The sequence below is a fragment of the Paenarthrobacter nicotinovorans genome, from assembly GCF_021919345.1.
GTDB lineage: Bacteria > Actinomycetota > Actinomycetes > Actinomycetales > Micrococcaceae > Arthrobacter > Arthrobacter nicotinovorans.
The window spans coordinates 450,190-475,288 of record NZ_CP089293.1 but is presented as its reverse complement, the minus strand read 5'-3'; the positions used below and the strand labels follow the sequence as shown (position 1 = coordinate 475,288).

The window sequence follows — 25,099 nt, the reverse complement described above, 5'->3', positions numbered from 1 at the left end:
GCAAGCGGTTGCCAAAAGTTGCCATGAATGGTGCAATCTTCCTATGGCTGAGACAAACGCGCGGGGATCCGCACCCACCATCCGGGACGTCGCCGCATTGGCGGGAGTGGCCACGTCCACTGTCTCCCGGGCCCTGTCCAACCCCGACCGCGTCAACAGGGCCACCCGCGAACGCATCGAAAAGGTGGCTGCCGAGCTCAACTACGTCCCCAGTTCACAAGCCCGTGGACTCAGCTCGGGGCGCACCAACGCCATCGCGCTCCTTGTTCCCGACGTCACCAACCCGTTCTACTTCGACATCATCCGGGGCACCCAGAACCAGCTCAAGGCAGCGGGTTACACGCAGCTGCTGGTTGACACCGAAGAGTCTGCGGAAATGGAGGCCGATACGCTCCAGAAGATGCAGCGGACAGCTGACGGGTTCATCCTGGCCGCCTCCCGCCTCACCGACGCCCAGATACTCGAAGCGGCAACGTCGCAGGCAATCGTCACCATCAACCGGTCATCAGCCAATGCCCCCACGGTCGTCATCGATACCCCGGGCGCCGTCGTCCAGGCGCTTGAGCACCTGACATCTCTGGGCCACACCAGGATCTGTTACGTCGGTGGCCCGGCGTCGTCATGGTCGAACGCCAAGCGTTGGAAGACCTTCGAAGACGAAAGCCGCGACAGGGGACTGACGACGTCCCGCGTCGGGCCGTTCACGCCTAAGACGACCTCCGGGGCAGCAGCAGCCGACGCTGCGGCGCGCACCGGGGCAACGGCGTGCATCGTGTTCAACGACCTGCTGGCCATCGGCATGTTGCAGCGCCTCAGGGAACGCGGGATCCGCGTGCCGGAAGACATGAGCATTGTGGGTTGCGACGATATCTTTGGCGCCGACTTCTGCAATCCGCCGCTCACCACCATGGCTTCACCGATTGAACAGGCAGGGCGGGTGGCTGTTTCGATGCTCCTGGCGCAACTCGACCCCCTGCACGCAGGCTCAAGCCGGCGCCTTGCGGTCATGCCCACCCATCTCACCGTGCGGGGGTCAACGGGGCCGGTGTCCCCCAACTAGCTGACACGTGGGCTGGATGTGTGCAATATGGTTGAGCGTCCGCAGCCATGCTGACTAGTGTGGAACACATGCGCGAACTCCAGGCCAAGATCATTGAGGAAATGGGCGTCCAGCCCCGGATCGATCCTGCGGAGGAGATCCGCAAGCGGGTCACCTTCCTGAAGGATTACTTGAAGGCAACAGGAACCAAAGGCTTTGTCCTGGGCATTTCGGGCGGCATCGATTCGTCGTTGGCCGGCCGCCTCGCCCAGCTCGCGGTGGAGGAACTGGAGGCCGAAGGTGTCGAGGCGAACTTCGTAGCGGTCCGCCTTCCGTACGGCGTGCAGCACGACGAGGACGACGCCCAGGCAGCACTGGACTTCATTAAGGCCAAGACCGAGTGGACCTACAACATTTCCCGGGCCGTTGACGGTTTCGAGGATGAGTTCGAGAAGACCACCGGCGCTCCGATCTCCGACTTCCACAAGGGCAACACCAAGGCGCGCGCACGGATGATCGCCCAGTACGCACTGGCCGGCGAACACAATTACCTGGTGATCGGAACCGACCACGGCGCCGAGTCCGTGACGGGCTTCTTCACTAAATTCGGCGACGGCGGCGCGGACATCCTGCCGCTGTTCGGCCTCAACAAACGCCAGAACCGCGCACTCCTTGCCGAGCTCGGAGCTCCATCGCGCGTCTGGGAGAAGGTCCCCACGGCCGACCTCCTGGATAACAAGCCCGGCCGCACCGATGAGGACGAGCTCGGCATTACCTACGACCAGATCGACGACTACCTTGAAGGCCGCGACATCGACCAGGCGTCAGCGGAACTGATCGAGCAGAAATATCTCCGGACCCGCCACAAGCGGACGGTGCCGGTCACGATCTTCGATACCTGGTGGAAGTAGGCGCAGCCTTCCAGGGACGCCACTAAAGACATCCACGACGGCGGGTGCGGACTTAGCGATAAGTCCGCACCCGCCGTCGTGCTTTAACCCTCCCTCACCTCCCGCGCCCTTCAACCAAACCCTCCCTCACCTCCATTGACACTGCGATAGATATCGATATATCGTTAACTATCGCCGATACTCCTTCGGTGACAACTATCGAAAGGACGATGCTGTTATGAAAGGCATCCACAATCACGAAGAAAACTCTTTCCCGGAACACGGCGAAGGTCCCCACGGCCGCAGCCGCTTCAACCGCAGTAAGGGCCGTCGCGGTCCGGGCGGGCACGGCGGAGGCGGCTTCGGGCCAGGGCGCGGACCAGGCTTTGGCCCGGGATTCGGCCCCGGCGGATTCGGTCCCGGCGGATTCGGGCCGAGAGGGTTCGGCCCGGGCGGCCCCCGCCGTAACCGCGGCGATGTCCGCGCGGCAATCCTCTCCCTGCTCGCTGAGGCTCCGTCCAACGGCTACGGCCTGATCAAGACCATTGCCGAGAAGACGTCCGGAGCGTGGCGCCCGAGCCCCGGCTCCGTCTACCCCACCCTCCAGCAGCTGGTTGATGAAGAGCTCATCACGGCAGTGGGCGAGGGTCGCCGGACGGAATTCACCCTCACCGATGACGGCCGCGCCTACGTTGCCGAGCATGAGGAAGAACTCGCCAACGCTTGGAATACCGAGGCCGACGGAAACATGCAGGAATTCCACCAGAGCATCGGCAAGCTGATGGGGGTCATCCATCAGTTCCGCGGCGCGGCCACGGAGGAACAGCGCCGGGCCGCAATCGAGAAGCTGGACGAAACCCGCCGGGCGCTCTACCTGATCCTGGCCGACTAGTGCCAGGCACAATCCCCTTGACCTTGACGTAACGTCAACCTCTAATGTCGAAGCACAAGGAGGAGACGGAGGACAGATGGACTGGTCAATCCAGGAAATCGCAAGGATCGCAGGGACTACCAGCCGCACACTGCGTCACTACGACGACATCGGGCTGCTCAAGCCAAGCCGGACCGGCCATAACGGCTACCGCTACTATGACGGTCCGGCCTTGGTCCAGCTCCAGCGCATCCTCCTGCTCCGGGAACTGGGGCTCGGCCTGCCGGCCATCGCCGAAGTGCTCCATCGCGAGACGGACACGGTCAAAGCACTGAGCAGCCATCTGGAATGGCTCGGCCAGGAGCGGGACCGGCTTGCCCGGCAAATCGCCTCAGTCCGGCAAACAATCGACACGATGCAAGGGGATGGAAAGTACATGGCACAGGACATGTTTGATGGTTTCGACCACACACAGTACAAGGACGAAGTCGAGGAACGCTGGGGCAAGGATGCCTACGCCGCCGGCGATTCCTGGTGGCGCGGCATGAGCGCCGAAGAAAAGCAGCAATGGAAGGACCGTGTCCGGAAGCTCGGCTCGGACTGGATTGCGGCCGCCGAATCCGGCGTCGAACCGGACAGCGCTGAAGCGCAGGACCTCGCGAAACGGCACGTCGAGTGGTTGCGCGGCATCCCGGGAACCCCGACGGCGGCACCTGGCGGAGACGTCAAAGGTTACGTCACGGGCCTGGGCGAAATGTATGTGGCAGATCCGCGTTTTGCCGCCAATTACGGCGGGGAATCAGGGGCCGCTTTTGTGCGGGATGCCCTGCGTATCTACGCCGAAAGAAACCTCTAGGCGGTCGGGATGCGCTGATCCGGGTTTGGCAATAGTCTGGCCGAATGGGTACAAGCACCGTAAAAACCGGCGAACAGGCTGACAGGCAGACACGCATCCTCGAAGCAGCCCTGGAGTTGCTGTCCCGCCACGGCATTTCGGGCATCAACATGCGTGCGGTGGCGCGCGAAGCCGGCGTCGCCCTGGGGCTTGTGAACTACTACTACGAGGACAAGTCGAGCCTGATCCGTGCGGTGCTGCACCAGATTGAGGAACACGACCTTCTGTTGGTGGAGCCTGAACCGGCTTCAAATCCCGAGGAGCAGCTGCGGGAGGCTCTTCGGCGCGTTGCCGACCCCGGACTCCTGACAACGAGGTATCTGTCCCTTCGCCTTCACTTGTGGGCCCTCGCCCAGGCCGATGAGGAGTTCGCACAAATCAACGCCGCAGCCTTTGACCGGTACCTGCAGGGGCTGGCTGCACTGATCGGAAACGCAGTTCCCGGGCTCTCCGCCGATGAATGCAAGGCCCGGGCGGACGACGTCGTCGTCGTGCAAAACGGCATGTGGCTCACCACGCTTCTGGGCATCGACAAGGCGGCCATCGAAAGGGGAATTGCGCGCACGGAAGAGATTGCGTTTGGCTCTGCCCTTCAGGGCGAGCACCGCTAGGTAGCCGGAAGGCAGTCAGGGACGTTCGCGGAGGACCGTGCTTGCCGTCTCGATGGCCCTGACCCAGCCGGCGGTGGCAGCGCAGCGCATGTCCACTAGTTCGACCACTCTCTTCAGATCGTCGGCGAGGTGTCGTTTGAAGATTGGTTCATGGTGGGCGATACGGTTCCGGAGCAGACGAATTGCATCCAAGTCTGCATAGATCTGTCCACGCAAGGCCTCTGCGGTCTTGGCTGATGCATGAGGGAACAGGGATAAAATGGCTTGATCCCAAAGGCGTTCGTCATGACGCGCGGTGAACATCTTCTGCCAGAAGACGAACTTCAATTCAGCGATGACTTTGCCCGTTGTAGGTTGGCTAGTACGGGTCGAGACCAAATCCCACCGAGGACTGTAACGTCCACGAGGCCCCCCTGGGAGGCTGCCCTCGAACGTTGGGTTCCATGGCCAGTCCGGACCGTAAAGTCCGGTCAAGGCATCAGACACAGCGTTCCGAACGATAACTTCGGCGAAATGCGCTGGCAGCATCAGGGCTGCCGACGCCCGAGCATTCCATCCGTAGAGGTCCAACGCTCTTTTCGAGTCTCCAGAGGTGGCCTGAAGGTAGGTGGACATGCGGGGTCCGGACAGGGACGCGTGAATCGCGGCCTGTGCAGCTGAATTGGCATATGGCACATATTTATCCTAAAGTGATTAGCACGAGTCGCGTGTTTCGTGGGCTTAGGCCTCCCCTCGCGGACAAAAGATTACGAAAGAGCCCGCTGTCCAGCGGGCTCTTTCTCTTTCCGAAACCATCTCTTGGTTCCCGGCCGCATCGTCACGGATGAGCAGACACTCCGAATAGCTCGTTGACGAGTACCCGCACCTACTCCACCGTCACCATCACCGACGGCCAGCCCGAGGCGCCGTCAGGTACAGGATCTGCGCGCTTTTCCGTTTGGACTTCTCCGGTACCGTCGGTGGCGCGGGCCTTCACATAGTGGATGCCCGGTGTGGCGTCCCACTCATAAGACCACTGGCGCCAGGTAATGGTGGATGCCTCGTCGGAGAGGGTTGCTTCGACCCACTCGCCGTCGTCGATCTGCACTTCAACCTTGGTGATTCCCCGCGTCTGCGCCCATGCACTGCCACCCACGGCGACCTTGCCTGCCGGGAACTTCGCAAAGGACTTGGGTACGTCCACACGTGCCATGGTCTTGATGGGGCCGCGCTCCGACCAGCCACGCTCAGTCCAGTACGCCTTACTGTCTGCGAAGCGGGTGACTTCCAGGTCCACCACCCATTTAGTGGCTGAAACGAACCCGTACAGCCCCGGAACCACCATCCGCACAGGGTATCCGTGCTCCACCGGAAGCGGCTCCCCGTTCATGCCGATCGCCAGCATGGCATCGCGGTCATCCTGAAGGACCTCGAGCGGGGTGGAAGCACTGAAGCCGTCGATGGATTTCGAAAGCACCATGTCCGCGCCTTCCTTGGGTTTGGCCCTGGCCAGGACCTCACGGATGGGAAGGCCCAGCCACTTGGCGTTGCCCGCCAGCTTTCCGCCCACAGGGTTGGACACGCAGGTCAGCGTTACATGCGATTCGATCAGTTCGGCATCGAGCAGGTCCTGGAAGCTGAGGGTGACCTCTTCCTCGACCATTCCGTGCACCCGCAACTGCCAGTCATCAACGTTGATTTCCGGGACACTCAGGGCGGTATCAATACGGTAGAACTCGCTGTTGGGTGTCAGCCATGGAAAGACTCCCTCAACCGGGGATTGGACGCCGGCCGGCACGGGAGGCGCGGCCTTGACCGGCGCGGGGAGCTTCAGCGCGTTCCGGGCCTCGGCTATGTTGTTGCGCGCGGCTCCGAGCAACCGCCCACCGGTTGCGGCGATGCCGGCAGCCACCGCGGTGATTCCGGCAGCGGCAAAGAAACGACGGCGGCTGGTCCCGGCGGTGCCAACGCCGGCACTGCCGTTGCGGACTTCGGCGTCGGCAGCCATGTCCGCGGGAGCTTCCGGCCACGCCTTCATCCCCCACAACGGCACCATGAGGCGCCGCAGGACCAGAAGCCCGGCGATGGTTCCCAGGATCGAGGGGATGGCGTCGGCGAAACCCACCCCTGCACGGGTCAGGACGCAGGCCACGATCACTGCGCCCATGAACAGCACGCCCAGGACGCCGAGGGCCCACTTACGGTAGGCCACCACACCCAGCACGCAGGCAAGCACGGCGATGGTTACGCCCATGCCCACGAACAGGGCGGCCTTGTCGTTGGTGCCGAACGTGGCGATCGCAAAGTCCTTCATCCAGGGCGGCGTGAAGTCGATGAAGGTGGATCCCAGTGCAAACACCGGGGTTGCCCTGGCAGTGAAGAATGCGCCGATCAGTTCCGCTACGGCGAGCACGACGCCGGCCGACACCACGCCTGCCAGCGCCGCCATGCTGTCGGTACCTCTGGTCCGGGATCCAAGCTTTTTCATGCAACTGATTCGTAGCGGCCCGGGTCTTGGATGGGTTGACGAATGCCGCGTCACCGGAAGGACGAGACAGCTACCACTTTGAACATCCGTTCATGATTTTCCTTGAACAGATGTTCAAAGTGAACTAACCTGCTTCGTATGACCCAAGCCACATTTTCTGATTCCGCATCCACTCTTTTCATCAACGGATCGTGGGAGCCGGCTGCGTCCGGCGCGGTCCGCGACATTCACAACCCAGCCGACGGCGAGTTGGTCGCCACGGTATCCGAGGGCGGCCGCGAAGACGCCGAGCGCGCTATTGCCGCAGCCCGCGCGGCCTTCGACTCCGGAGTCTGGTCCTCCGTCCCGGCCCCCGAGCGGGGCGCCTTCCTGCTCAAAGTCGCCGCGGAACTGCGCGAACGCCGCGAGAAGTTCGCCCGCGCAGAATCCCTGGACACCGGCAAGCGCATTATCGAGAGCCGGATCGACATGGACGACATCGCGGCCTGCTTCGAATACTTCGGCAGGCTCGCGGGCCAGCAGCCGGGCCGCGTTGTGGACGCCGGAAATCCCGACGTCGTCAGCCGGATCGTCTACGAACCCGTGGGCGTCTGCGGCCTGATCACACCGTGGAACTACCCCCTGCTGCAAGCAGCCTGGAAGATCGCCCCGGCACTGGCCGCCGGCTGCTCTTTCGTCCTCAAGCCCGCCGAGCTGACGCCGTCCACCGCCATTCTCACCATGCAGCTGCTGAAGGATCTTGGCCTGCCCGACGGCGTCGCGAACCTTCTCACCGGCCCCGGCCGCAAGGTGGGCGCACCGCTGACGGAACATCCCGACGTCGACCTCGTTTCCTTCACCGGCGGCCTGGAAACCGGCAAGAGCATCGCCGCGGCCGCAGCCGCCACCGTCAAGAAGGTGGCGCTGGAACTCGGTGGCAAGAACCCCAACGTCGTCTTCGCCGACGCCGACTTCGATGCCGCCGTCGACAACGCCCTCAACGGAGCCTTCGTCCACTCCGGGCAGGTTTGCTCCGCAGGTGCCCGCCTGGTGGTGGAGGAGTCCATCGCAGAGCGTTTTGTCGACGAGCTTGTCCGCCGCGCCGAAACCATCCGCCTGGGCGGGCCGTTCGATGAGGACGCCGAAACCGGCCCGCTGATCTCCGCCGAACACCGCGACAAAGTCCACGAGTACGTCCAGCGCGGCATCGCGGAAGGCGCCCGGCTGCGGACCGGCGGCTCGGCGCCTGAAGGACAGAAGTACGACGCCGGGTTCTACTACCAGCCGACCATCCTGGACCGCGTTACCCGGGGAATGTCTGTGGTGGTCGACGAGGCGTTCGGCCCGGTAGTAACCGTGGAGACCTTCCGGACCGAGGACGAAGCCGTGGCCATCGCCAACGACACCATCTACGGACTGGCTGGAGCCGTCTGGACGCAGGACGCCGGCAAGGCACAGCGCGTGGCCGGCCGGTTGCGTCACGGCACCATCTGGATCAACGACTACCACCCCTACCTCCCCCAGGCGGAGTGGGGCGGCTTTGGCCAATCGGGAGTAGGCCGCGAGCTCGGCCCCACCGGCCTGGCTGAGTACCAGGAAGCCAAGCACATCTACCAGAACACCAGCCCCCAGGTGACCGGCTGGTTCGCTGACCACGGCAAGGAGAACTAGATGCACAGCGACAACATCGAAACCCTCGGCGAGCGCGCGTTCGACTACGTCGTCATCGGCGGCGGGTCCGCAGGGGCCGCGGTGGCCGCCCGGTTGAGCGAGGATCCGGACGTGACGGTGGCCCTCGTTGAAGCGGGTCCGGATGACCGCAACCTGCCCGAAATCCTGCAGCTGGACCGCTGGATGGAACTGCTGGAGTCAGGGTACGACTGGGACTACCCGGTGGAACCACAGGAGAACGGCAACTCCTTCATGCGTCACGCCCGCGCCAAGGTCATGGGCGGCTGCTCCAGCCACAACTCCTGCATAGCTTTCTGGGCTCCCCGCGAGGACCTGGACGAATGGGAATCCAAGTACGGGGCCACGGGATGGAACGCCGACGCCGCCTGGCCGCTGTACAAAAGGCTCGAAACGAACGAGGACGCCGGCCCGGACGCTCCCCACCACGGCGATTCCGGCCCGGTCCACTTGATGAATGTCCCCCCGGCGGACCCTGCCGGAGTGGCCTTGCTTGATGCCTGCGAGCAGACAGGGATCCCCCGGGCCAAGTTCAATACGGGCACCACTGTTGTGAACGGAGCCAATTTCTTCCAGATCAACCGCCGCTCGGACGGAACCCGCTCGTCCAGCTCGGTGTCCTACATCCACCCGATCATTGACCGCCCCAACTTCACGCTCCTCACGGGCCTCCGGGCCCGCCAACTGGTGTTCGACGCGGACAAGCGCTGCACCGGCGTCGACGTGGTTGATTCAGCCTTCGGCCGCACCCACCGCCTCTCGGCACATCGCGAGGTAATCCTCTCCACCGGCGCCATTGATTCCCCGAAGCTCCTCATGCTCTCCGGCATCGGCCCCGCCGACCACCTGGCGGCCCATGGCATCGAGGTGCTGGTGGATTCGCCCGGCGTGGGCGAGCACCTGCAGGACCACCCGGAAGGCGTCGTACAGTTCGAAGCCAAGCAGCCGATGGTGCAAACCTCCACCCAATGGTGGGAAATCGGGATCTTCACCCCCACCGAGGAGGGATTGGACCGTCCGGACCTGATGATGCACTACGGCTCGGTCCCCTTCGACATGAACACCCTGCGCTACGGCTACCCCACCACGGAGAACGGCTTCAGCCTCACCCCGAACGTCACCCATGCCCGTTCCCGCGGGACTGTGCGGCTCCGCAGCCGGGACTTCCGGGACAAGCCCATGGTGGATCCCCGGTACTTCACCGATCCGGAAGGCCATGACATGCGCGTCATGGTGGCCGGGATCCGCAAAGCCCGGGAAATCGCGGCCCAGCCGGCCATGGCCGAATGGGCCGGCCGGGAGCTCTCCCCCGGCATCGAAGCGCAGACCGACGAGGAACTGCAGGATTACATCCGCAAGACGCACAACACTGTCTACCATCCCGTCGGGACAGTCCGCATGGGCCCGGTGAGCGACGACATGTCGCCCCTGGATCCCGAGCTGCGCGTCAAGGGCGTAACGGGCCTTCGCGTGGCCGACGCCTCCGTTATGCCCGAACACGTCACGGTAAACCCCAACATCACCGTGATGATGATTGGCGAGCGGTGCGCAGACCTCATCCGCGCCGGCCGGTTGGGCGAAACGACGACGGCGGAGGCGGACTTCAGCTTGTCCCTTGCCTGAGCGGGCACGGGACATCATCCGAAACCAGCGGTGAAGCGGGCGCGCCTTCACCGGCGCTTCCGCGCACCCCCAGGGGCGCGGCGGTGAACGGAAAGGCGCGCGCATTATTCTTGAACATTTGTTCATTCACAAGTCTTGAACGCATGTTCAAACTGAACTAACCTGCTTCTTATGACCCACGCCACACTTAAACGGAAGTGGCTTGGCGGACCGGCCCGGACATCGACCACCTCGAACGTCCCGGCCAGCCACGCAACATCAACGGGGGAAACAGCCTGAGGCACGCAGATGTGCCCGGCCTTTTGATTTCGACTGCGACCAATGGCGGCCGCAGGTCATCACCATTCGTGCATGTCTGAGTTAGGAGTTCGAATGTCAGAACCCAGCAAATTAGGACCCTGCAAGAGCGATGCAAGCGGTATGGACGAGTTTGGCTATGCCCAAACCCTGGACCGCAGCATCGGAAAGTTTGCCAGCTTCGCAGCCGGCGTCAGTTACATCTCCATCCTCACCGGCGTTTTCCAACTGTTCTACTTCGGCTTCTCCACGGCCGGTCCCGCGTACGCGTGGTCATGGCCCATTGTGTTCGTCGGCCAACTCATGGTTGCCCTGTGCTTTGCGGAATTGGCCGGACGCTACCCCGTGGCCGGCTCGGTCTACAACTGGGCCAAGCGGCTCTCAACAGGAACCTGGGCGTGGCTGGCCGGATGGCTGCTGCTGCTCTCGTCCATCATGGCGCTGGGATCTGTTGCCCTGGCCCTTCAAATCACCCTGCCGCAGATCTGGAGCGGTTTCCAACTGGTCGGCGACGGTACCGGCCCGTACGACTTCGCCGTCAACGGGGTCATCCTTGCCAGCATCATGATCGGCATCTCCACGCTCATCAATGCGTTCGGCGTAAAGCTCATGACCATGATCAACAGCGTGGGCGTGTTCGTGGAACTGGTGGCGGCCGTCCTGCTCATCGTGGCCCTCATCTGGCACTCCGTGCGCGGACCGGAAGTTCTCCTGGACACCGCCGGGTTCGGCGAGGAACACCCCTTGGGCTTCTTCGGCGTGTTCCTCATCGCCGCAATGGCTTCCGGCTACGTCATGTACGGATTCGATACCGCCAGTTCACTCGGTGAAGAAACCAAGGACCCCAAGCGCACGGCCCCCAAAGCGATCCTGCGTGCCGTCACAGCATCCTTCCTGCTGGGCGGGCTGCTCCTCCTGGGCGGAATCCTGGCAGCCCCGGACCTTTCCGATCCCAAAATCGGAGCGGCCGATGGCGGTTTGCAGTACATCGTGCTTTCGGTGCTGGGCGGCCCCTTCGGCAAGGCCTTCCTTGTCTGCATCGTCGTGGCCGTCGTCGTCTGCACCCTGGCCGTCCACGCAGCCGCCATCCGGATGATGTTCGCCATGGCGAGGGACAACAACCTTCCCTTCAGCCGCCAGCTCAGCAAAGTGCATCCCACCCGGAAAACCCCCACGGTGGCCGCCATCGTCATCGGCGTCGTGGCAGTGATCCCGCTGATCGTCAACATCTCGCAGCCTGCAATCTTCACCATTCTCTCCAGCATCAGCATCGTCCTGATCTACCTCTCCTACCTGCTGGTCACCGTGCCGATGCTGCGGCGCCGGTTCCTCAAGAAGTGGCCATTGAAGGACGACGGATCAGAACCCGGGTTCAGCCTCGGCAAGTGGGGGCTGCCCGTGAACATCCTGGCAGTCCTGTGGGGCGGCGCGATGACGCTGAACCTGGTGTGGCCGCGACCGGAGATCTACAACTCAGTCCCGCCCTTCGAGTGGTACCTGCAATGGGGCGGTGTGATGTTCGTTGCCGCAGTGGTGGTGGGCGGAGCCCTCCTCTACCGCCTCCGCATCAGGCACAAGACAGGGGTCCTGGCCGAACACGCTGCCGTGCCGGCTGCCGCGCCGGAAGACCAGGCAGACCCGGCAAAGGCCGACCCCTCCCTCGCCGCGGCCCGCAATTCCTAGCAAGCACACCCCTGGCAATCACACCCCATAGCAAGCACGATAAGGGCATCCCTTCGCTGGTTCCGCACCAGCGAAAGGGATGCCCTTTCCACTTTTAGACGAACGCCGACTTCCCCGTCACCGCGCGGGCCACGATCATCGAGTTGATCTCGTAGCTGCCCTCGTAGGTGTAGAGGATTTCGGCGTCACCGAACAGCTTTCCCATCTCGTAATCGGTGGTGATTCCGTTCCCGCCCAGGAGGGACCGGCCCATGGCCACCGATGAACGCGCCAGGCGTGTGGTGGTGGCCTTGCACATGGCGGCCTGCACCATCTGGAGCTTTCCCGCCTGCTGGATCCGCGCCAGTTCAACCATCATGGACAGGGAAGCATTGGCGTTGCCCAGGATGTCGGCGAGCTGCTGTTGCACCAGCTGGAAGCGGGCGAGTTCCTTGCCGAACTGCTTCCGCTCCAAGGCGTAGGACCGCGCAATATCAAAAGCGGCCAACTGGATGCCCGCAGCCTGCCAGCCCACCCACGCACGGGAATCCCGCAGGAGATCGTTCGCCCGGGAGAACTCTGTTGCGCCCGGCAGGAGGTTCGACGCCGGGATCCGGACCTCCTCCAGGACAATATCGGCGTTCTGCATGATGCGCAGGCCGATTTTGTTGGAGATTTTCGTCGCGGAATAGCCCGGCCGGTCCGTTTCAACAATGAAGCCCTTGACGTGGCCGTCGGAAACATCACGCGCCCAGACCAAAGCGAAGTCGGCGATGGTGCCGGCCCCGATCCAGCGCTTGGCACCGCTGATGACCCATTCGCCGCCGTCGCGCCGCGCCGTCGTCGAGAGTCCGCCGGCGATATCCGAACCGTGGTCCGGTTCCGTCAACGCGAAGGCGCCCAGCTGGGTGAAAGCCTGCAGGCCGGGCAGCCACTTGCGCTTCTGCTCCGGTGAGCCGAGCTCGTTGATCATGCCGACGATGAGTTCATTGTGGATGCCCACCAACGCGGAAAGGGACACGTCGGCGCGTGCAACTTCGGTGTACATGAGCCCCTTGTACAGCTGCGAGGAGCCGTCCGTTTGCAGCCCGCCCAGCCCGAACCCCGCCATCTCCGCGAGCAGTCCGAAGGGAAATTCTTCCCGGTTCCAGTAGTCGATACTGGCTGCACGGATGTGTGACTGCAGGAACTCCCTGATCTGCACGTACCGCTCCCGTTCCCCGTCGGGGAGCAGGTCGACCACATGCATGAGGTCCGCCTCCGGGTAAGGAGGGAGGACGCGTTCTGAAGCTGGACCGCTGGTAACGGTGCCGGCAGCTTTTTGCTCGAGCATTAGACCCCTTCGTCATGTCCCGGAAGGCTCTTCCAAACCCTTGGATGTCCTAGTATATTGCAAGGTGATGTGGATCACTAGGCGGGATGCCAGGCAAGGGTGCCCTGGCAATCCCACAGCGAAAGGCGGACTATGACAGTCACAGAAGACTTCCGTGCGGCCCGCGACCGGCTGCTGGCATTGCGCGAGGACTACGCGACCGCACACGCAGAATTCCAGTGGCCCCGCTTCGATGAGTTCAATTTCGCCTTGGATTGGTTCGACCAACTCGCAGCGGACGGGGAACGGGGCAACAAGCCCGCGCTCATCATCGTGGAGCAGGACGGCAGCTCCACGCGGCGCACGTTCAAGGAACTGTCGGACAGGTCGTCACAGCTCGCCACTTGGCTCCGTGGCCAGGGGGTACGGCGCGGCGACCACATGATCATCATGCTCGGCAACCAGGTGGAGCTCTGGGAACTCATGCTGGCGGGCATCAAGCTGGGCATCGTCATGATCCCCACCACCACGCTCATGGGAGCCAGGGACCTCCAGGACCGTGTCGAGCGGGGCGGCGCAGCCTGGGTGGCGGTCGGCAGTGCCAACATCGGCAAGTTCGCCGACGTCGAGGGCAACTACCAACTCATTGAGGTCGGCGCGGAACGCACCAACGCGGACGCCAAACAGTACACGGATTCCTACGACGCCGGCACGGACTTCACTCCCGACGCACCCACCAAGGCGGACGAGACCCTTCTGCTCTACTTCACGTCCGGCACCACATCCCGCGCCAAGCTGGTGGAGCACACCCACACTTCCTACCCAGTGGGCCACCTTTCCACCATGTACTGGATCGGCCTGGAACCGGGCGACGTGCACCTGAACGTCGCGTCCCCGGGCTGGGCAAAGCACGCCTGGTCCAACGTCTTCACACCATGGATCGCCGAGGCTACGGTCTTCATCTACAACTACGAACGCTTCGACGCAGCAGCCCTCATGGAACAGATGGGCCGGGAGGGCGTCACCAGCTTCTGCGCACCTCCCACCGTTTGGCGGATGCTCATCCAGGCCGACCTCACCCAGCTGGCCACCCCGCCACGGAAGGTAGTCTCGGCAGGCGAACCGCTCAACGCGGAGGTCATCGGCCAGGTGGAGCAAGCCTGGGGCGTCACCATCCGCGACGGCTTCGGCCAAACCGAATCGACAGTCCAGATCGCCAACACCCCCGCCCAGCCGGTCAAGATCGGTTCCATGGGCCGGCCGCTGCCCGGGTACGACGTCGTCCTGGTGGACCCGGTCACCGGAGAGGAAGCCGACGACGGCGAACTTTGCCTGCGCTTGGACCCCAGACCCGTGGGGCTGATGAAAGGCTACTTCGGCGATGCAGCCAAGACGGCCGATGCCTTCCGCAACGGCTATTACCACACCGGCGATATGGCCAGCCGGGACGCCGACGGGGTGATCACCTACGTCGGCCGGGATGATGACGTCTTCAAGTCCTCCGACTACCGGTTGTCTCCCTTCGAGCTCGAAAGCGTCCTGATCGAGCATCCCGCAGTGGCGGAGGCCGCCGTCGTGCCTTCGCCTGATGCCGTGAAATTGTCGGTGCCGAAAGCTTTTGTGGTGCTGGCCGCGGGCTACGAGCCCGGCCCTGCCGTGGCGGAGGACATCCTTAGATACTGCAGGGAACAACTTGCACCCTTCAAGCGGATCAGGCGCCTGGAGTTCGGCGAATTGCCCAAAACGATTTCAGGCAAGATCCGGCGGGTGGAGCTCCGGGGAACGGAAGTTGCCCGGCATGGAGACGGTCCGCTTCCCACAGGTTTAGGGGTGGAATACACCGAAGAAGAGTTCCCGAATCTGAAAGACTAAGCACCCGAGCAACCAAGGAGGCCCATGGGCACCCCACTCCCCCGCGATCCCATCGCCGATGCCCAGCGCAACTGGGAACGGCATGGTTGGGGCGACGTCGCCGCGCCCATGGCAGCCATCACCGCGATCATGCGCACGCAACAGATCCTGCTCGCGCGGATCGAAACCGTTCTCAAACCGTTCGGGCTGACGTTCGCAAGGTACGAGCTCCTGGCGCTGCTGAGTTTCGCCCGCAGCGGCGCGCTGCCCATGAACAAAGCCAGTGCGCTCCTGCAAGTGCACCCCACCTCGGTGACCAACGCCGTCGACCGCTTGGAAAAGGCCGCCCTGGTGGCGCGTTCACCGCACCCCACTGACGGCCGCACCACGCTCATTGAGCTGACTGCTGAGGGCCGCACCCTCGCGAAAAAGGCGACGGCGGCTCTCAACTCGGAGGTGTTTGGCAAGTCGGGTTTCGGGGACGACGACGTCGACCACCTCATCCGCGTACTCGGCGCCTTCCGAAGGGATGCCGGAGACTTCACGGAAGAATAACGCCCACGTCAACGCCGAGGGCAATGAGGGCCCTACGTTCTGGATGGTCGGTATCCAGGTAGTGGCGGGGCCTTTGACCGGTAGCTGTGTCCTGTGGGGGTTCTGATTTCGAGCGTATGCACGTCACCGTGGATGGCTCTGGCGGACCAGCCGGGGTTTTCCTTGGTGTGATTGCAGGCTTCGCACAGTCCTGCGCCGTTGGCGAGGTTGGTCTCGCCTCCGGAACGCCAAGGCACAATGTGGTCGATATGCCGGATGGGTGCATCGCAATACGGTGTCCGGCAGGTATCGTCGCGGGTTCCGATGAATCGCCGAAGTCGACCAGTAAAGAGCCGCGCTTTGGAATCGGTGGCAAGCAGCTCTCCCGTGGACGGCGCGGTGTATAGCCGGCGAAGCCAGACAGTGAGCTCGTTGGCATGGTTCTGATCAGGTTGATCCTGCTCAACTTGGCCCTCGGCGACCATTGATCTGGCCCACTCGGCAGGGACGATTCCGTAGCCGTTGAGGCGTGCTGGTTCGCTATCGCCCTGAAAAAGGGTCCGGTCGGTCATGACGAGGTCCAGATTGATCCCGGAGATTCCGCCCGGGGTACCAGTGACGCGCTCAACCAGAGTATCGGCCATGAGCTGGCCGCGTGTCGGGACGACCCCGGCAGATACGGCATCCCCACCAGCCAGTTCACTGTGGCAGCGGGCCGAATCAGCAGCCCTGTTCAGGGCTGCGTAGACCGCCACTCCTTGGGCGACGGGAAGCAGCGCGGTCAGGTACGTCATGGTGTCCGGCGCAGGACGCAGGCTCACGGTTCGTTCGGCCGCGGCACGGCTGGCACGCCCGACCACCGACCTCGGATCCCGTCGATACGCCGCCGCCTTCGCAGCTGCAATGATCGCCCGGTCGCCCTTGCCCGCAAAGGTCCCGGTATCGGGCGCGAGTTCCTCATCCACTGCGCACCGATCCTCAACAGACAGACACGCAGTCTCCTTCACCAGCAGTGTGGCCCGCCACTCATTCAGCTGCCCGGACTGCAGCGCTGCCAAAGTCCGCGGCATCTCCATAACAAGGGCTTTCGCCAAACCAAGCAGCCGGGAACCACGGTTCGGTGACTCCCGCCGGGCCAACGCAACCTGGGCACCTACTCCTTGGCCACGCTTCGATGCGGGGACGTTGGCCTCGGCTTGTTCGGCGCGCTGGGCAAGGTCAAAGGCGACGGCAACCCGCGCCTGCAATCCGCAGATGGCTGACTTCATCTCCTCCAGGACACGCAACTGCTCGATCAAGTCCGCGCTGACGGTGCTGGCCGGAAGTACGCCGACACCGGGCGGAAGGAAGCCCGGTTGACCAGCATCCGGCGCGGAGCGACCACGCCCAAGCGCCACTGCTGCGCCCGGTCCACTCTCCCCAATCAGCCCCATGTCCCAACTCTGGCAGCAGGCACCGACAATATAACGAAGGAAGTCGCAGGGGCCTTGGACCTCCATAGAGGAGGGGGCAGAGCCCCGCTGCTAAGCTCCGAGGGCCGACAACTCAGGAGGAAACAGCGTGAGCTTTGCCAATGAACTCAGGAACCAGCACGCCGAGGACTGGGACGCCGCCGTCAACCATCCGTTCGTGGACCAGTTGTTGGACGGTTCCCTCCCCGATGAAAACCTGCGCCACTACCTCGTGCAGGACTATCAGTTCTGTGATGCCTTCACAGCCCTGCTGGGCCAAGCGGTGGCCTCAGCGCCGTCGTTGCCCTCCCGGTTGGTCTTCGCCGGTGTACTGGGAGGCTTTGCCTCCGATGAGAACACCTACTTCCAGGATTGCTTTGCCGAGCTCGACGTTCCCGAGGCAGATCGCGCGGCGCCCGCACTCCACAGGGTGACCCGCGACTTCGATGCCCTCATGCGCAGCGCCCTCGGCACTCGCTCCTACCCCGAGGTCCTGGCGGTCCTTCTGGTGGCAGAGTGGCTGTACGGCGATTGGGCAGCCCGCGCCGGCGACCCCGCTCAGTGGCCCACCTCGGCAAAGCACGCCGAGTGGATCCGTCTCCACAACAACCCGGAGTACAACGCATGGGTGACCTGGCTACGCGACGAGTTCGACGCCGTCGAGCCTTCAGACGCCGCGGCACGGGCGCGGGTCGCCGCCACTTTCGGGGAGGCCGTGCGGCTGGAGCGGGCGTTCTTCGACGCAGCGCTGGTCCCGGCGGAGGTCCGGGGGATGGAACGTGAGCCGGGCCCCGCTGCATTGCGGAAGTAAACGCGGAGAACAGCCGCTGCGTGTCGGCCGGCCCGGTTTGAGCGATCTCCTACCGGTGCTTGAACTCCGGCTCCCGTTTTCCGCTGAACGCGGCCATGCCTTCCTTCTGGTCTTCGGTGGCGAAGAGCGAGTGGAAGATCCTGCGCTCGAAAAGTACCCCTTGCGCCAGCCCGGTTTCGAAGGCCGCGTTGACGGCTTCCTTTGCCATCATCGCCACGGGCTTGGACTTGGACGCGATGACTTCGGCTGCTTTGACGGCTTCCTCAATGACCTCCGCGGCCGGCACCACCCGGGACACCAGCCCGGAACGCTCAGCCTCTTCAGCATCCATGTACCGTCCGGTCAGCACCATGTCCATCGCTTTGGCCTTGCCGACGGCGCGTGTCAGCCGCTGCGAACCGCCCATGCCCGGAATGACGCCCAGGTTGATTTCGGGCTGGCCGAACCGTGCGTTGTCACCGGCGATGATGAAGTCAGCCATCATGGCGAGCTCGCACCCTCCACCCAGGGCAAAACCGGAAACGGCCGCGATGACGGGGATCCTCAATCGGGTGAGGTCCTCCCAGTGCCGGAACCAGTCCGCCGCGTACATTTCCATATAGCTGTTGGAAGACATTTCCTTGATGTCGGCGCCGGCCGCGAAGGCCTTGGCGGATCCCGTGATCACTACCGCCCCAACATCGGGATCGGTGTCCATGGCGGACACGGCTTCCACGAGTTCGTTCATGAGAGCAGTGTTCAGCGCGTTCAGCGCCGACGGCCGGTCCAACGTCACCAAGCCAACCCTGCCCCGCCGTTCCACCACAATGTTCTGGTACTGCTCCGTCATGCTCTCCCTCTCATCAAAACCCTCATGGACACAGCTCAAACTCTCACACGGATTTGTCCCGGATCTCGGTGATGATTCCGGAGAAGTCCCTCCCCGCGCCCTCGCCTGCCGCGAAAGCATCGTAGATCCGGGAGGCCAGCGGACCCATCTCGGCGGCAACGCCTGTGCTTTCCAAGGCGTTCACGGCCAGCCGCAGGTCCTTGGCCATCAAAGCGCCGGCGAACCCGGGCTGGTAGTCACGGTTGGCGGGGCTGGTGGGAACCGGCCCGGGGACCGGGCAGTTGGTGGTCAGTGCCCAGCACTGGCCGGAGGCATTGGAGGCGACGTCGAACAGCGCCTGGTGCGTGAGGCCCAGCTTCTCGCCGAGTACGAAGGCTTCCGCAACTGCGATCATGGACACCCCCAGGATCATGTTGTTGCACACCTTTGCGGCCTGCCCGGCACCGTGGTCACCGCAATGGACAATCCTCTTCCCCATCAGTTCAAGGATCGGTTTCACGGTTTCGAAGTCCTCCGGCAAAGCACCCACCATGAAGGTCAGCGTGCCTGCCTCGGCGCCCACCACACCGCCGGAAACCGGCGCGTCCACGGACCGGTGGCCTGCCTCCAAGGCAATGACGGCGGCCTGCCGGGCCTCGTCAACGTTGATGGTGGAACAATCCAGGAACAAGGTGTCCGGCTTGGCGACGGAAAGCAGTCCCGGCCCGTCCACACCGCGGTACGCATCCAGCACGTGCTTGCTGCTGGGCAGCATGGTCAACACCACCGCGGCTTCAGCTGCAGCCTCGTGTGCCGAGGCGGCCATGGGAATCCCGTGCGCTTCCGCAGCCTCAACGGCCGCGGGGACGGGGTCATAGCCAATCACCTGGTGGCCGGCCTTGATCAGGTTGGCGGCCATGGGTCCGCCCATATGACCCAGGCCGAGGAAAGCGATGAGTCCCGTTGCGGATGCTGCGTTCTCTGTCATGTCGTCTCCTTCGACTGGCTGCTGAATAGCTGCTGACTGCAGGTCATGTGGTTTTCGCGCCCAAAGCGGCGAGGCCCAACTCCCGTTCGCCGAGCGGCGCAAAGTAGCCCTCGACGTCGGATGCCTGGACGTCCGCGAGGGTTGCCGGCTTCCATTGCGGATTGCGGTCCTTGTCCACCACCTGGGCCCGGATGCCCTCCCGGAAATCGGGCCCGGCCAGGCAACGCAGCCCCACACGGTATTCCTGGTCCAGCGCTTCCTCCAGCGTCACTCCCCGGACGCGGCGCAAGGACTCCAAGGCCACCTTCACGGACGTGGGCGATTTTGCCTCGATCGTGTCCGCCGCGGACGCTGCCTCTCCCCCAGCTTCGCGCAGGCTCCGCACGATTTCCTCCGCGTCGTCATACGCGTAGGCGGGATCGATCCACCCCCGCTGTGCCGCAAGCGCCGAGTCCGGCGCGGCTTGCGCAAAGCGCTCGACGGCGGCCTCCGCCGTCGAGCTTTCCAGCGCTGCTGCCAGCGCGGGGAGGCTGTCGGACGGCACAAAGTGATCGGCGAGCCCAAGGAACAGGGCATCCCCACCGGATAGGTGGGCGCCGGTGAGTGCAGCGTGGGTGCCCGCTTCACCAGGTGCGCGGGACAGCAGGAGCGTGCCACCGACGTCGGGCACGAAACCGATGGTGGTTTCCGGCATCCCGGTGCGGGTCCGTTCGGTGACCACACGGACCGAGCCATGGGCCGAAACGCCAACGCCCCCGCCCAAAACCAGCCCATCCATGAAAGCCACATAGGGCTTGGGGTATTGCGAAATGAGCAGGTTCAGCCGGTACTCGTCAGCCCAGAACGCAGCCGTTTCCGTGCCGCCGTGCAGCATGTCCTTGTAGATGGCCACGATGTCGCCGCCGGCGCACAGCCCACGGTCTCCGGCACCGCGCACCAAGACAGTTTGCACCGAATCGTCATCAGCCCAGGCAACCAGTTGTTGAAGCATGGCTTTGACCATGCCGTGATTCAGGGCGTTGACCGCTTTGGGACGGTTGAGCGTGACAACCCCCAAGTGCCCGCGACGGTCAAACAGGACTTCGTCTTCCTCCTGCGGATCTCCCATCAGCTGCCTGCCGGCATCACGAAGCTGGCGCCCTGGCGGATGCCGGAGGGCCACCGCGAGGTGACGGTCTTGGTCTTGGTGTAGAAGCGGAAAGCGTCGGCGCCGTGCTGGTTCAGGTCGCCAAACCCGGAGGCCTTCCAGCCACCGAAGGTGTAGTAGGCAATCGGGACGGGAATCGGCACATTGATCCCCACCATGCCCACCTCGACGCGGCTGGCGAAGTCGCGTGCGGAGTCGCCGTCGCGGGTGAAGATTGCGACGCCGTTGCCAAACTCGTGCTCGCTGCAGAGCCTCAGCGCTTCGTCGTAGTCAGCTGCCCGCAGCACGCTGAGGACGGGGCCGAAGATCTCTTCCTTGTAGATCTTCATGTCCTTGGTGACGTTGTCGAAGAGTGTGGGGCCAACCCAGAACCCGCCGTCGTAGCCTTCCACGGTGAGGCCGCGACCATCAGTGACCAACGTTGCGCCTTCATCCACGCCGGACTGGATGTAGCCCTCGATCCGTTCCTTCGCGGAGGCTGCCACCACAGGCCCGAAGTCGGAGTCCTTGTCCAGGCTGTGACCCACCTTCAGGTCCTTGACGCGCTCGGTCAGTTTGGCCACCAAAGCATCGGCGGTTTCCTGACCCACCGGCACGGCAACGGAAATCGCCATGCAGCGCTCGCCCGCGGAACCGTATCCGGCACCAATCAGGGCGTCGGCTGCCATGTCCAGATCGGCGTCGGGCATGATCACCATGTGGTTCTTCGCCCCACCAAAGCACTGTGCGCGCTTGCCATGCGCCGCTGCGGTGGCGTAGATGTACTGGGCGATCGGCGTGGAGCCCACGAAGCCGATGGCCTTGACACGCGGATCTTCAATCAGTGCGTCCACGGCTTCCTTGTCACCGTTGATCACGTTGAAGACGCCGTTCGGAACCCCTGCTTCGCTGTACAGCTCGGCCAGTCGCAGCGGAACAGACGGGTCCCGCTCCGAAGGCTTCAGGATGAAGGCGTTGCCTGCTGCGAGCGCAGGGCCCGACTTCCACAACGGGATCATGGCCGGGAAGTTGAACGGCGTGATGCCTGCGACGACGCCCAACGGCTGGCGCAGCGAGTGGACGTCGATCCCCTGTCCGGCGTTGTCCGAGAACTCGCCCTTGAGCAGATGCGGGGCACCCGCGGAGAATTCAACGACTTCGATGCCGCGCTGGATGTCTCCTTTGGCATCGGCAAAGGTTTTGCCGTGTTCGGAGGACAGGAGCCTGGCGAGCTCGTCCATGTTCTCGTTGACGAGGTCCACGAACTTGAGCAGGATGCGTCCCCGGCGCTGCGGGTTCATGGCTGCCCATTCGAGCTGGCCCTTTTCGGCATTTGCGACGGCGTTGCGAACCTCGTCGGCGCTGGCCAGCGGCAGCCTGGCCTGGACTTCGCCCGTGCAGGGATCGTAGACGTCGCTGAACCGGCCCGATGTGCCGTCAACCCTCTGGCCGTCTACGTAGTGTGAAAGCTCGCGCACCATAGTGGAATGCTCCTTTGCATCGTGAATGACTACCGTGCCGCTCAGTGCTGGGAACACGGCGGGAACACGTGACCAACTGTGATCCAGGTCATCTCTGAATCCGAATATACTCGGACTTCCTACTAATTTCCAGAGGGCTGTTTTTCGGATCCGGCAGCGCCGCCCACCGCCTCCGTCCGGGCGGGCCAGTGCCCGGTGACCTGATGAAAGTCGATGGCGCGCAAGAGCGGTGTCATGTCGTAGGCCCTGATATTCAGGCTGAGCTTGACGCCGTTTACCGACTTGACCGTCAGGTACGGCTGCCCCTTCAAGGTCTGGAAGCTGTAGTGCGCAATGTCGCTGTAGTGAAGAATGTGCTCTTTGCCGAGAACACTGCGGAAAGCCACCTCAAACTCGCGGGGTGCCACATAGAAGTTGCGGTACATGAGTACGAATACCACTCCACCCACCACGATCGCCACCGAAGCGATACGGAAGGCCAGAGGGTCCCGTGCATGGTCGGAAGTGAAGGCGACGAGTCCCATCAGGAGGCCCACAACAAGGAAAAGCCAACCAACTCCCGGCACAACCTTTGGCATGCGAACCCGCTCCGGGTACTCCTTGGACCGGTTGGGATGCTTACGGGCCCACCAGGCAACCGCAGCGATGAACATGGCCGCGAACGCCATGATGAGGACCTTCAGGATGGACTCCGTCGACATGGACCCAGCCTATAGCCGGGCCTGCGGGACCTGCGGGACCCCCTTAGTGGACTTCCCTCATCTCCTTGTAAGCCTCCAGCGCTTCGGCCCGGGTGGTCTTCAGATCAACGATCTCCTCCGGATATTCGGGAGTGCCGAACTCGGGAATCCAATGGGCAATGTACTTCCCCTGGGGATCGAACTTCACGCGTTGGGCCTCCGGGTTGAAAATCCTGAAGAACGGCGAGGCGTCAGCCCCGGACCCTGCCACCCACTGCCAGTTGGCGGGGTTCGACGCCGGATCGGCGTCCACCAGGGTGTCCCAGAACCACTGCTCACCGAGCTGCCAATGGATACCAAGGTTCTTCACCAGGAAACTGGCAGCGACCATGCGGACACGGTTGTGCATCCAGCCTGAGTGCCACAGCTGGCGCTGGCCCGCGTCCACCATGGGGAAGCCGGTGCGGCCCTGCTGCCAGGCGCGGAACTCCTCGGGTGCCGACTCATGGCCGGGATGTTTGCCGTTGCCGTTATTGCTGCCCGGCCACGCCCAGGGAAAACGGTCAAACTCGGAACGAAGGTTGGCTGTGGCCAGGTGCGGATTGTGGAAGTACTGGTGCCAGCAAAACTCCCGCCACCCCAGCTCCGAGGCGAAAATGCCGGCACTTTCGGAGCGCTTGGACCCCAGCGCGTGCCACACCTCGAACGGGCTGAGCTCACCCCAGCGCAGGTAGGGCGAGAGGCAGCTGCTGCCATCGGTGTCCGGACGGTTTCGGCCCTCGCTGTAGTTGGAGAGACCGTCAGCCACGAAAGCGGCCAACCGCTTGTGCCCCGCGGCAGCACCAGGAGTCCACATCTCCGCCAGCCCGCCCGACCAGTCAGGCTTGCCGGGCAGGAGGTTCCAGGAATCCAGCTCGTCATAAGCCGGAAGCTTGCCGGTGAATCCGTGGCCCTTTTCCGGTACGGCCAACGGCTCCCGGAAGTCCTGCGCGGACACCGTCCGCCAGAAAGGCGTGAAGACCTTGTACTGGCCACCGGTCTTGGTGGTGACCTCCCAGGGTTCATGAAGGAGGGAGGCCTGGAAGCTGGCAACATGCAGGCCGGCCTCACCCGCCCAGGCCTTGATCCCGGCGTCGACGGTGCGCTCGGCCGCACCATAGCGCCGGTTCCAGTACAAACCGCAGGCACCGAGCGCCGTCGTGGTTTTTTGGACAACGGAGGCAGCGTCGCCGCGCCGCAGAAGCAGGGGGATGCCAAGTGCCGCGAGGTCCTCGCGAAGGGACACCAGCGAATGGTGCAGCCACCAGCGGGAAGCGCCACCGTGAGGTCTGAGGCCTTCCGATTCCTCGTCAAGGACGTACAGGGCCACCGCAGCACCGTCGTCGACGGCGGCCCGCAAGGCCGGGTTGTCGGCAACCCTGAGGTCATCCCGGAACCACACGATGGAAGGCTTCACGTATTTCCCTTCAGAAGACAGCCCGGACATGGAAACAGCCCATGCCCCTATCAAATCCTAGGTGCATGGGCTGTAGAAGCGACGTGATATCAGGCGATGGACGGAACCGCATCCTCCACAGCCTCGGAAAGTGCATAGGCGCTGGCTGCGGAGTCGTTCCACATGGGAACGCTGTTGACTACGTAGTCCCTTGCGGCCGGGCCGACCATGCTCATGCCAGGGTAGATCCGCTGGCCATTCAGCTTGATGGTTTTGAGGCCCTCCCGCTCAAGGGCGGTCTTGAAGGCGGAGTCGGGGATGGGGATTTTTCGTCCGAGAACGCACCAGCTGATGTACAGGCCGTAGAAAGTGTCAAATTCCAAGCCGTTCTCAGTGTCGTCCTCAAACACCACACAGTCGCGGATAAAGCTACTAATTTGGGTGTCGGTCATTACGGGGCCTCCGGCGTCGGAAGAAAAAGCGGGCCGCCGGGCTGCATCAGCGAATGTCCTGTTCTCTCACTATAGACCCCTTCTGGTTTCCCGGACGAGGAAATGAGATTAACTCTGGATGACGGGCCGGCACTTCCTTGCGCCGGG

The 25,099-nt window shown here is 63.6% G+C and carries 22 protein-coding genes; 11 read left to right on the top strand and 11 right to left on the bottom strand.

Going from position 1 to position 25,099, the window contains the following annotated elements:
• Window positions 1–43: 43 nt before the first annotated feature.
• From JMY29_RS02385 to JMY29_RS02365, 5 genes are all read left to right on the top strand, one after another.
• The gene (locus JMY29_RS02385; RefSeq protein ID WP_018779466.1) at window positions 44–1,060 is read left to right on the top strand and encodes a LacI family DNA-binding transcriptional regulator; all 1,017 of its coding nucleotides are present in this window, start codon (window positions 44–46) and stop codon (window positions 1,058–1,060) included.
• 68 nt (window positions 1,061–1,128) lie between these two features.
• The gene (gene nadE / locus JMY29_RS02380) at window positions 1,129–1,950 is read left to right on the top strand and encodes an ammonia-dependent NAD(+) synthetase (protein WP_189076703.1); all 822 of its coding nucleotides are present in this window, start codon (window positions 1,129–1,131) and stop codon (window positions 1,948–1,950) included.
• Window positions 1,951–2,167: 217 nt separating this feature from the next.
• A complete protein-coding gene (locus tag JMY29_RS02375) occupies window positions 2,168–2,821 on the top strand; it encodes a PadR family transcriptional regulator (RefSeq protein ID WP_018779468.1) in 654 nt (217 codons plus the stop codon).
• A gap of 76 nt (window positions 2,822–2,897) precedes the next feature.
• Window positions 2,898–3,656, top strand: coding sequence for a MerR family transcriptional regulator (locus JMY29_RS02370; RefSeq protein WP_039239465.1), 759 nt, complete (start codon window positions 2,898–2,900; stop codon window positions 3,654–3,656).
• A 44-nt stretch (window positions 3,657–3,700) separates the two neighbouring features.
• On the top strand, window positions 3,701–4,306 hold the full coding sequence (locus JMY29_RS02365; protein ID WP_039239464.1) for a TetR/AcrR family transcriptional regulator: 606 nt from the start codon (window positions 3,701–3,703) through the stop codon (window positions 4,304–4,306).
• Window positions 4,307–4,321: 15 nt separating this feature from the next.
• Here the strand turns inward: JMY29_RS02365 and JMY29_RS02360 are convergent, their stop codons facing one another.
• Together JMY29_RS02360 and JMY29_RS02355 are read right to left on the bottom strand one after the other, a co-directional pair.
• Window positions 4,322–4,633 carry a hypothetical protein gene (locus tag JMY29_RS02360; RefSeq protein WP_200888217.1) on the bottom strand — a complete coding sequence of 104 codons (312 nt, stop codon included), beginning with the start codon at window positions 4,631–4,633 and terminating at the stop codon, window positions 4,322–4,324.
• A gap of 538 nt (window positions 4,634–5,171) precedes the next feature.
• Window positions 5,172–6,773, bottom strand: a complete 1,602-nt coding sequence (locus tag JMY29_RS02355) for a molybdopterin-dependent oxidoreductase (RefSeq protein ID WP_026267410.1) — start codon at window positions 6,771–6,773, stop codon at window positions 5,172–5,174.
• A gap of 138 nt (window positions 6,774–6,911) precedes the next feature.
• Between JMY29_RS02355 and JMY29_RS02350 the strand changes: the two genes are divergently transcribed.
• From JMY29_RS02350 to JMY29_RS02340, 3 genes are all read left to right on the top strand, one after another.
• A complete protein-coding gene (locus JMY29_RS02350; protein WP_018779473.1) occupies window positions 6,912–8,423 on the top strand; it encodes an aldehyde dehydrogenase family protein in 1,512 nt (503 codons plus the stop codon).
• Window positions 8,424–10,064, top strand: a complete 1,641-nt coding sequence (locus JMY29_RS02345; protein WP_189076704.1) for a GMC family oxidoreductase — start codon at window positions 8,424–8,426, stop codon at window positions 10,062–10,064.
• A 372-nt stretch (window positions 10,065–10,436) separates the two neighbouring features.
• Entirely contained in the window at window positions 10,437–12,044 is a 1,608-nt protein-coding gene (locus JMY29_RS02340) for an APC family permease (protein ID WP_052247096.1), read from the top strand.
• A 94-nt stretch (window positions 12,045–12,138) separates the two neighbouring features.
• On the opposite strand, the gene JMY29_RS02335 is transcribed toward JMY29_RS02340, so the two are convergent.
• Window positions 12,139–13,356 carry an acyl-CoA dehydrogenase family protein gene (locus JMY29_RS02335; protein WP_189076705.1) on the bottom strand — a complete coding sequence of 406 codons (1,218 nt, stop codon included), beginning with the start codon at window positions 13,354–13,356 and terminating at the stop codon, window positions 12,139–12,141.
• A 132-nt stretch (window positions 13,357–13,488) separates the two neighbouring features.
• On the opposite strand from JMY29_RS02335, the gene JMY29_RS02330 reads away from it, so the two are divergent.
• On the top strand, window positions 13,489–15,207 hold the full coding sequence (locus tag JMY29_RS02330) for an AMP-binding protein (protein ID WP_189076706.1): 1,719 nt from the start codon (window positions 13,489–13,491) through the stop codon (window positions 15,205–15,207).
• 24 nt (window positions 15,208–15,231) lie between these two features.
• Window positions 15,232–15,741, top strand: coding sequence for a MarR family winged helix-turn-helix transcriptional regulator (locus JMY29_RS02325; protein ID WP_018779478.1), 510 nt, complete (start codon window positions 15,232–15,234; stop codon window positions 15,739–15,741).
• 32 nt (window positions 15,742–15,773) lie between these two features.
• On the opposite strand, the gene JMY29_RS02320 is transcribed toward JMY29_RS02325, so the two are convergent.
• Entirely contained in the window at window positions 15,774–17,153 is a 1,380-nt protein-coding gene (locus JMY29_RS02320; protein ID WP_229778697.1) for an HNH endonuclease, read from the bottom strand.
• 127 nt (window positions 17,154–17,280) lie between these two features.
• Here JMY29_RS02320 and JMY29_RS02315 point away from each other — a divergent pair, with 127 nt between their 5' ends.
• Window positions 17,281–17,982: a TenA family protein gene (locus tag JMY29_RS02315; protein WP_189076707.1), complete on the top strand. Its 702-nt coding sequence runs from the start codon at window positions 17,281–17,283 to the stop codon at window positions 17,980–17,982.
• Window positions 17,983–18,031: 49 nt separating this feature from the next.
• Here JMY29_RS02315 and JMY29_RS02310 read toward each other — a convergent pair whose 3' ends face one another.
• The 7 genes from JMY29_RS02310 to JMY29_RS02280 all read right to left on the bottom strand — a co-directional run bounded on the left by JMY29_RS02310 (window position 18,032) and on the right by JMY29_RS02280 (window position 24,952).
• A complete protein-coding gene (locus JMY29_RS02310; protein ID WP_018779481.1) occupies window positions 18,032–18,811 on the bottom strand; it encodes an enoyl-CoA hydratase in 780 nt (259 codons plus the stop codon).
• 43 nt (window positions 18,812–18,854) lie between these two features.
• A complete protein-coding gene (gene mmsB, locus JMY29_RS02305) occupies window positions 18,855–19,778 on the bottom strand; it encodes a 3-hydroxyisobutyrate dehydrogenase (protein ID WP_189076708.1) in 924 nt (307 codons plus the stop codon).
• A 43-nt stretch (window positions 19,779–19,821) separates the two neighbouring features.
• The gene (locus JMY29_RS02300; protein ID WP_189076709.1) at window positions 19,822–20,886 is read right to left on the bottom strand and encodes an enoyl-CoA hydratase/isomerase family protein; all 1,065 of its coding nucleotides are present in this window, start codon (window positions 20,884–20,886) and stop codon (window positions 19,822–19,824) included.
• Entirely contained in the window at window positions 20,886–22,385 is a 1,500-nt protein-coding gene (locus tag JMY29_RS02295) for a CoA-acylating methylmalonate-semialdehyde dehydrogenase (protein WP_189076710.1), read from the bottom strand. Before JMY29_RS02295 ends, JMY29_RS02300 begins: the two co-directional genes overlap by 1 nt.
• 122 nt (window positions 22,386–22,507) lie before the next feature.
• Window positions 22,508–23,086, bottom strand: coding sequence for a hypothetical protein (locus JMY29_RS02290; RefSeq protein ID WP_229778698.1), 579 nt, complete (start codon window positions 23,084–23,086; stop codon window positions 22,508–22,510).
• A gap of 43 nt (window positions 23,087–23,129) precedes the next feature.
• A complete protein-coding gene (locus JMY29_RS02285; protein WP_189076711.1) occupies window positions 23,130–24,521 on the bottom strand; it encodes a cryptochrome/photolyase family protein in 1,392 nt (463 codons plus the stop codon).
• Between the two features lie 89 nt (window positions 24,522–24,610).
• Window positions 24,611–24,952, bottom strand: coding sequence for a hypothetical protein (locus tag JMY29_RS02280; RefSeq protein WP_026267411.1), 342 nt, complete (start codon window positions 24,950–24,952; stop codon window positions 24,611–24,613).
• Between the last annotated feature and the right edge of the window lie 147 nt (window positions 24,953–25,099).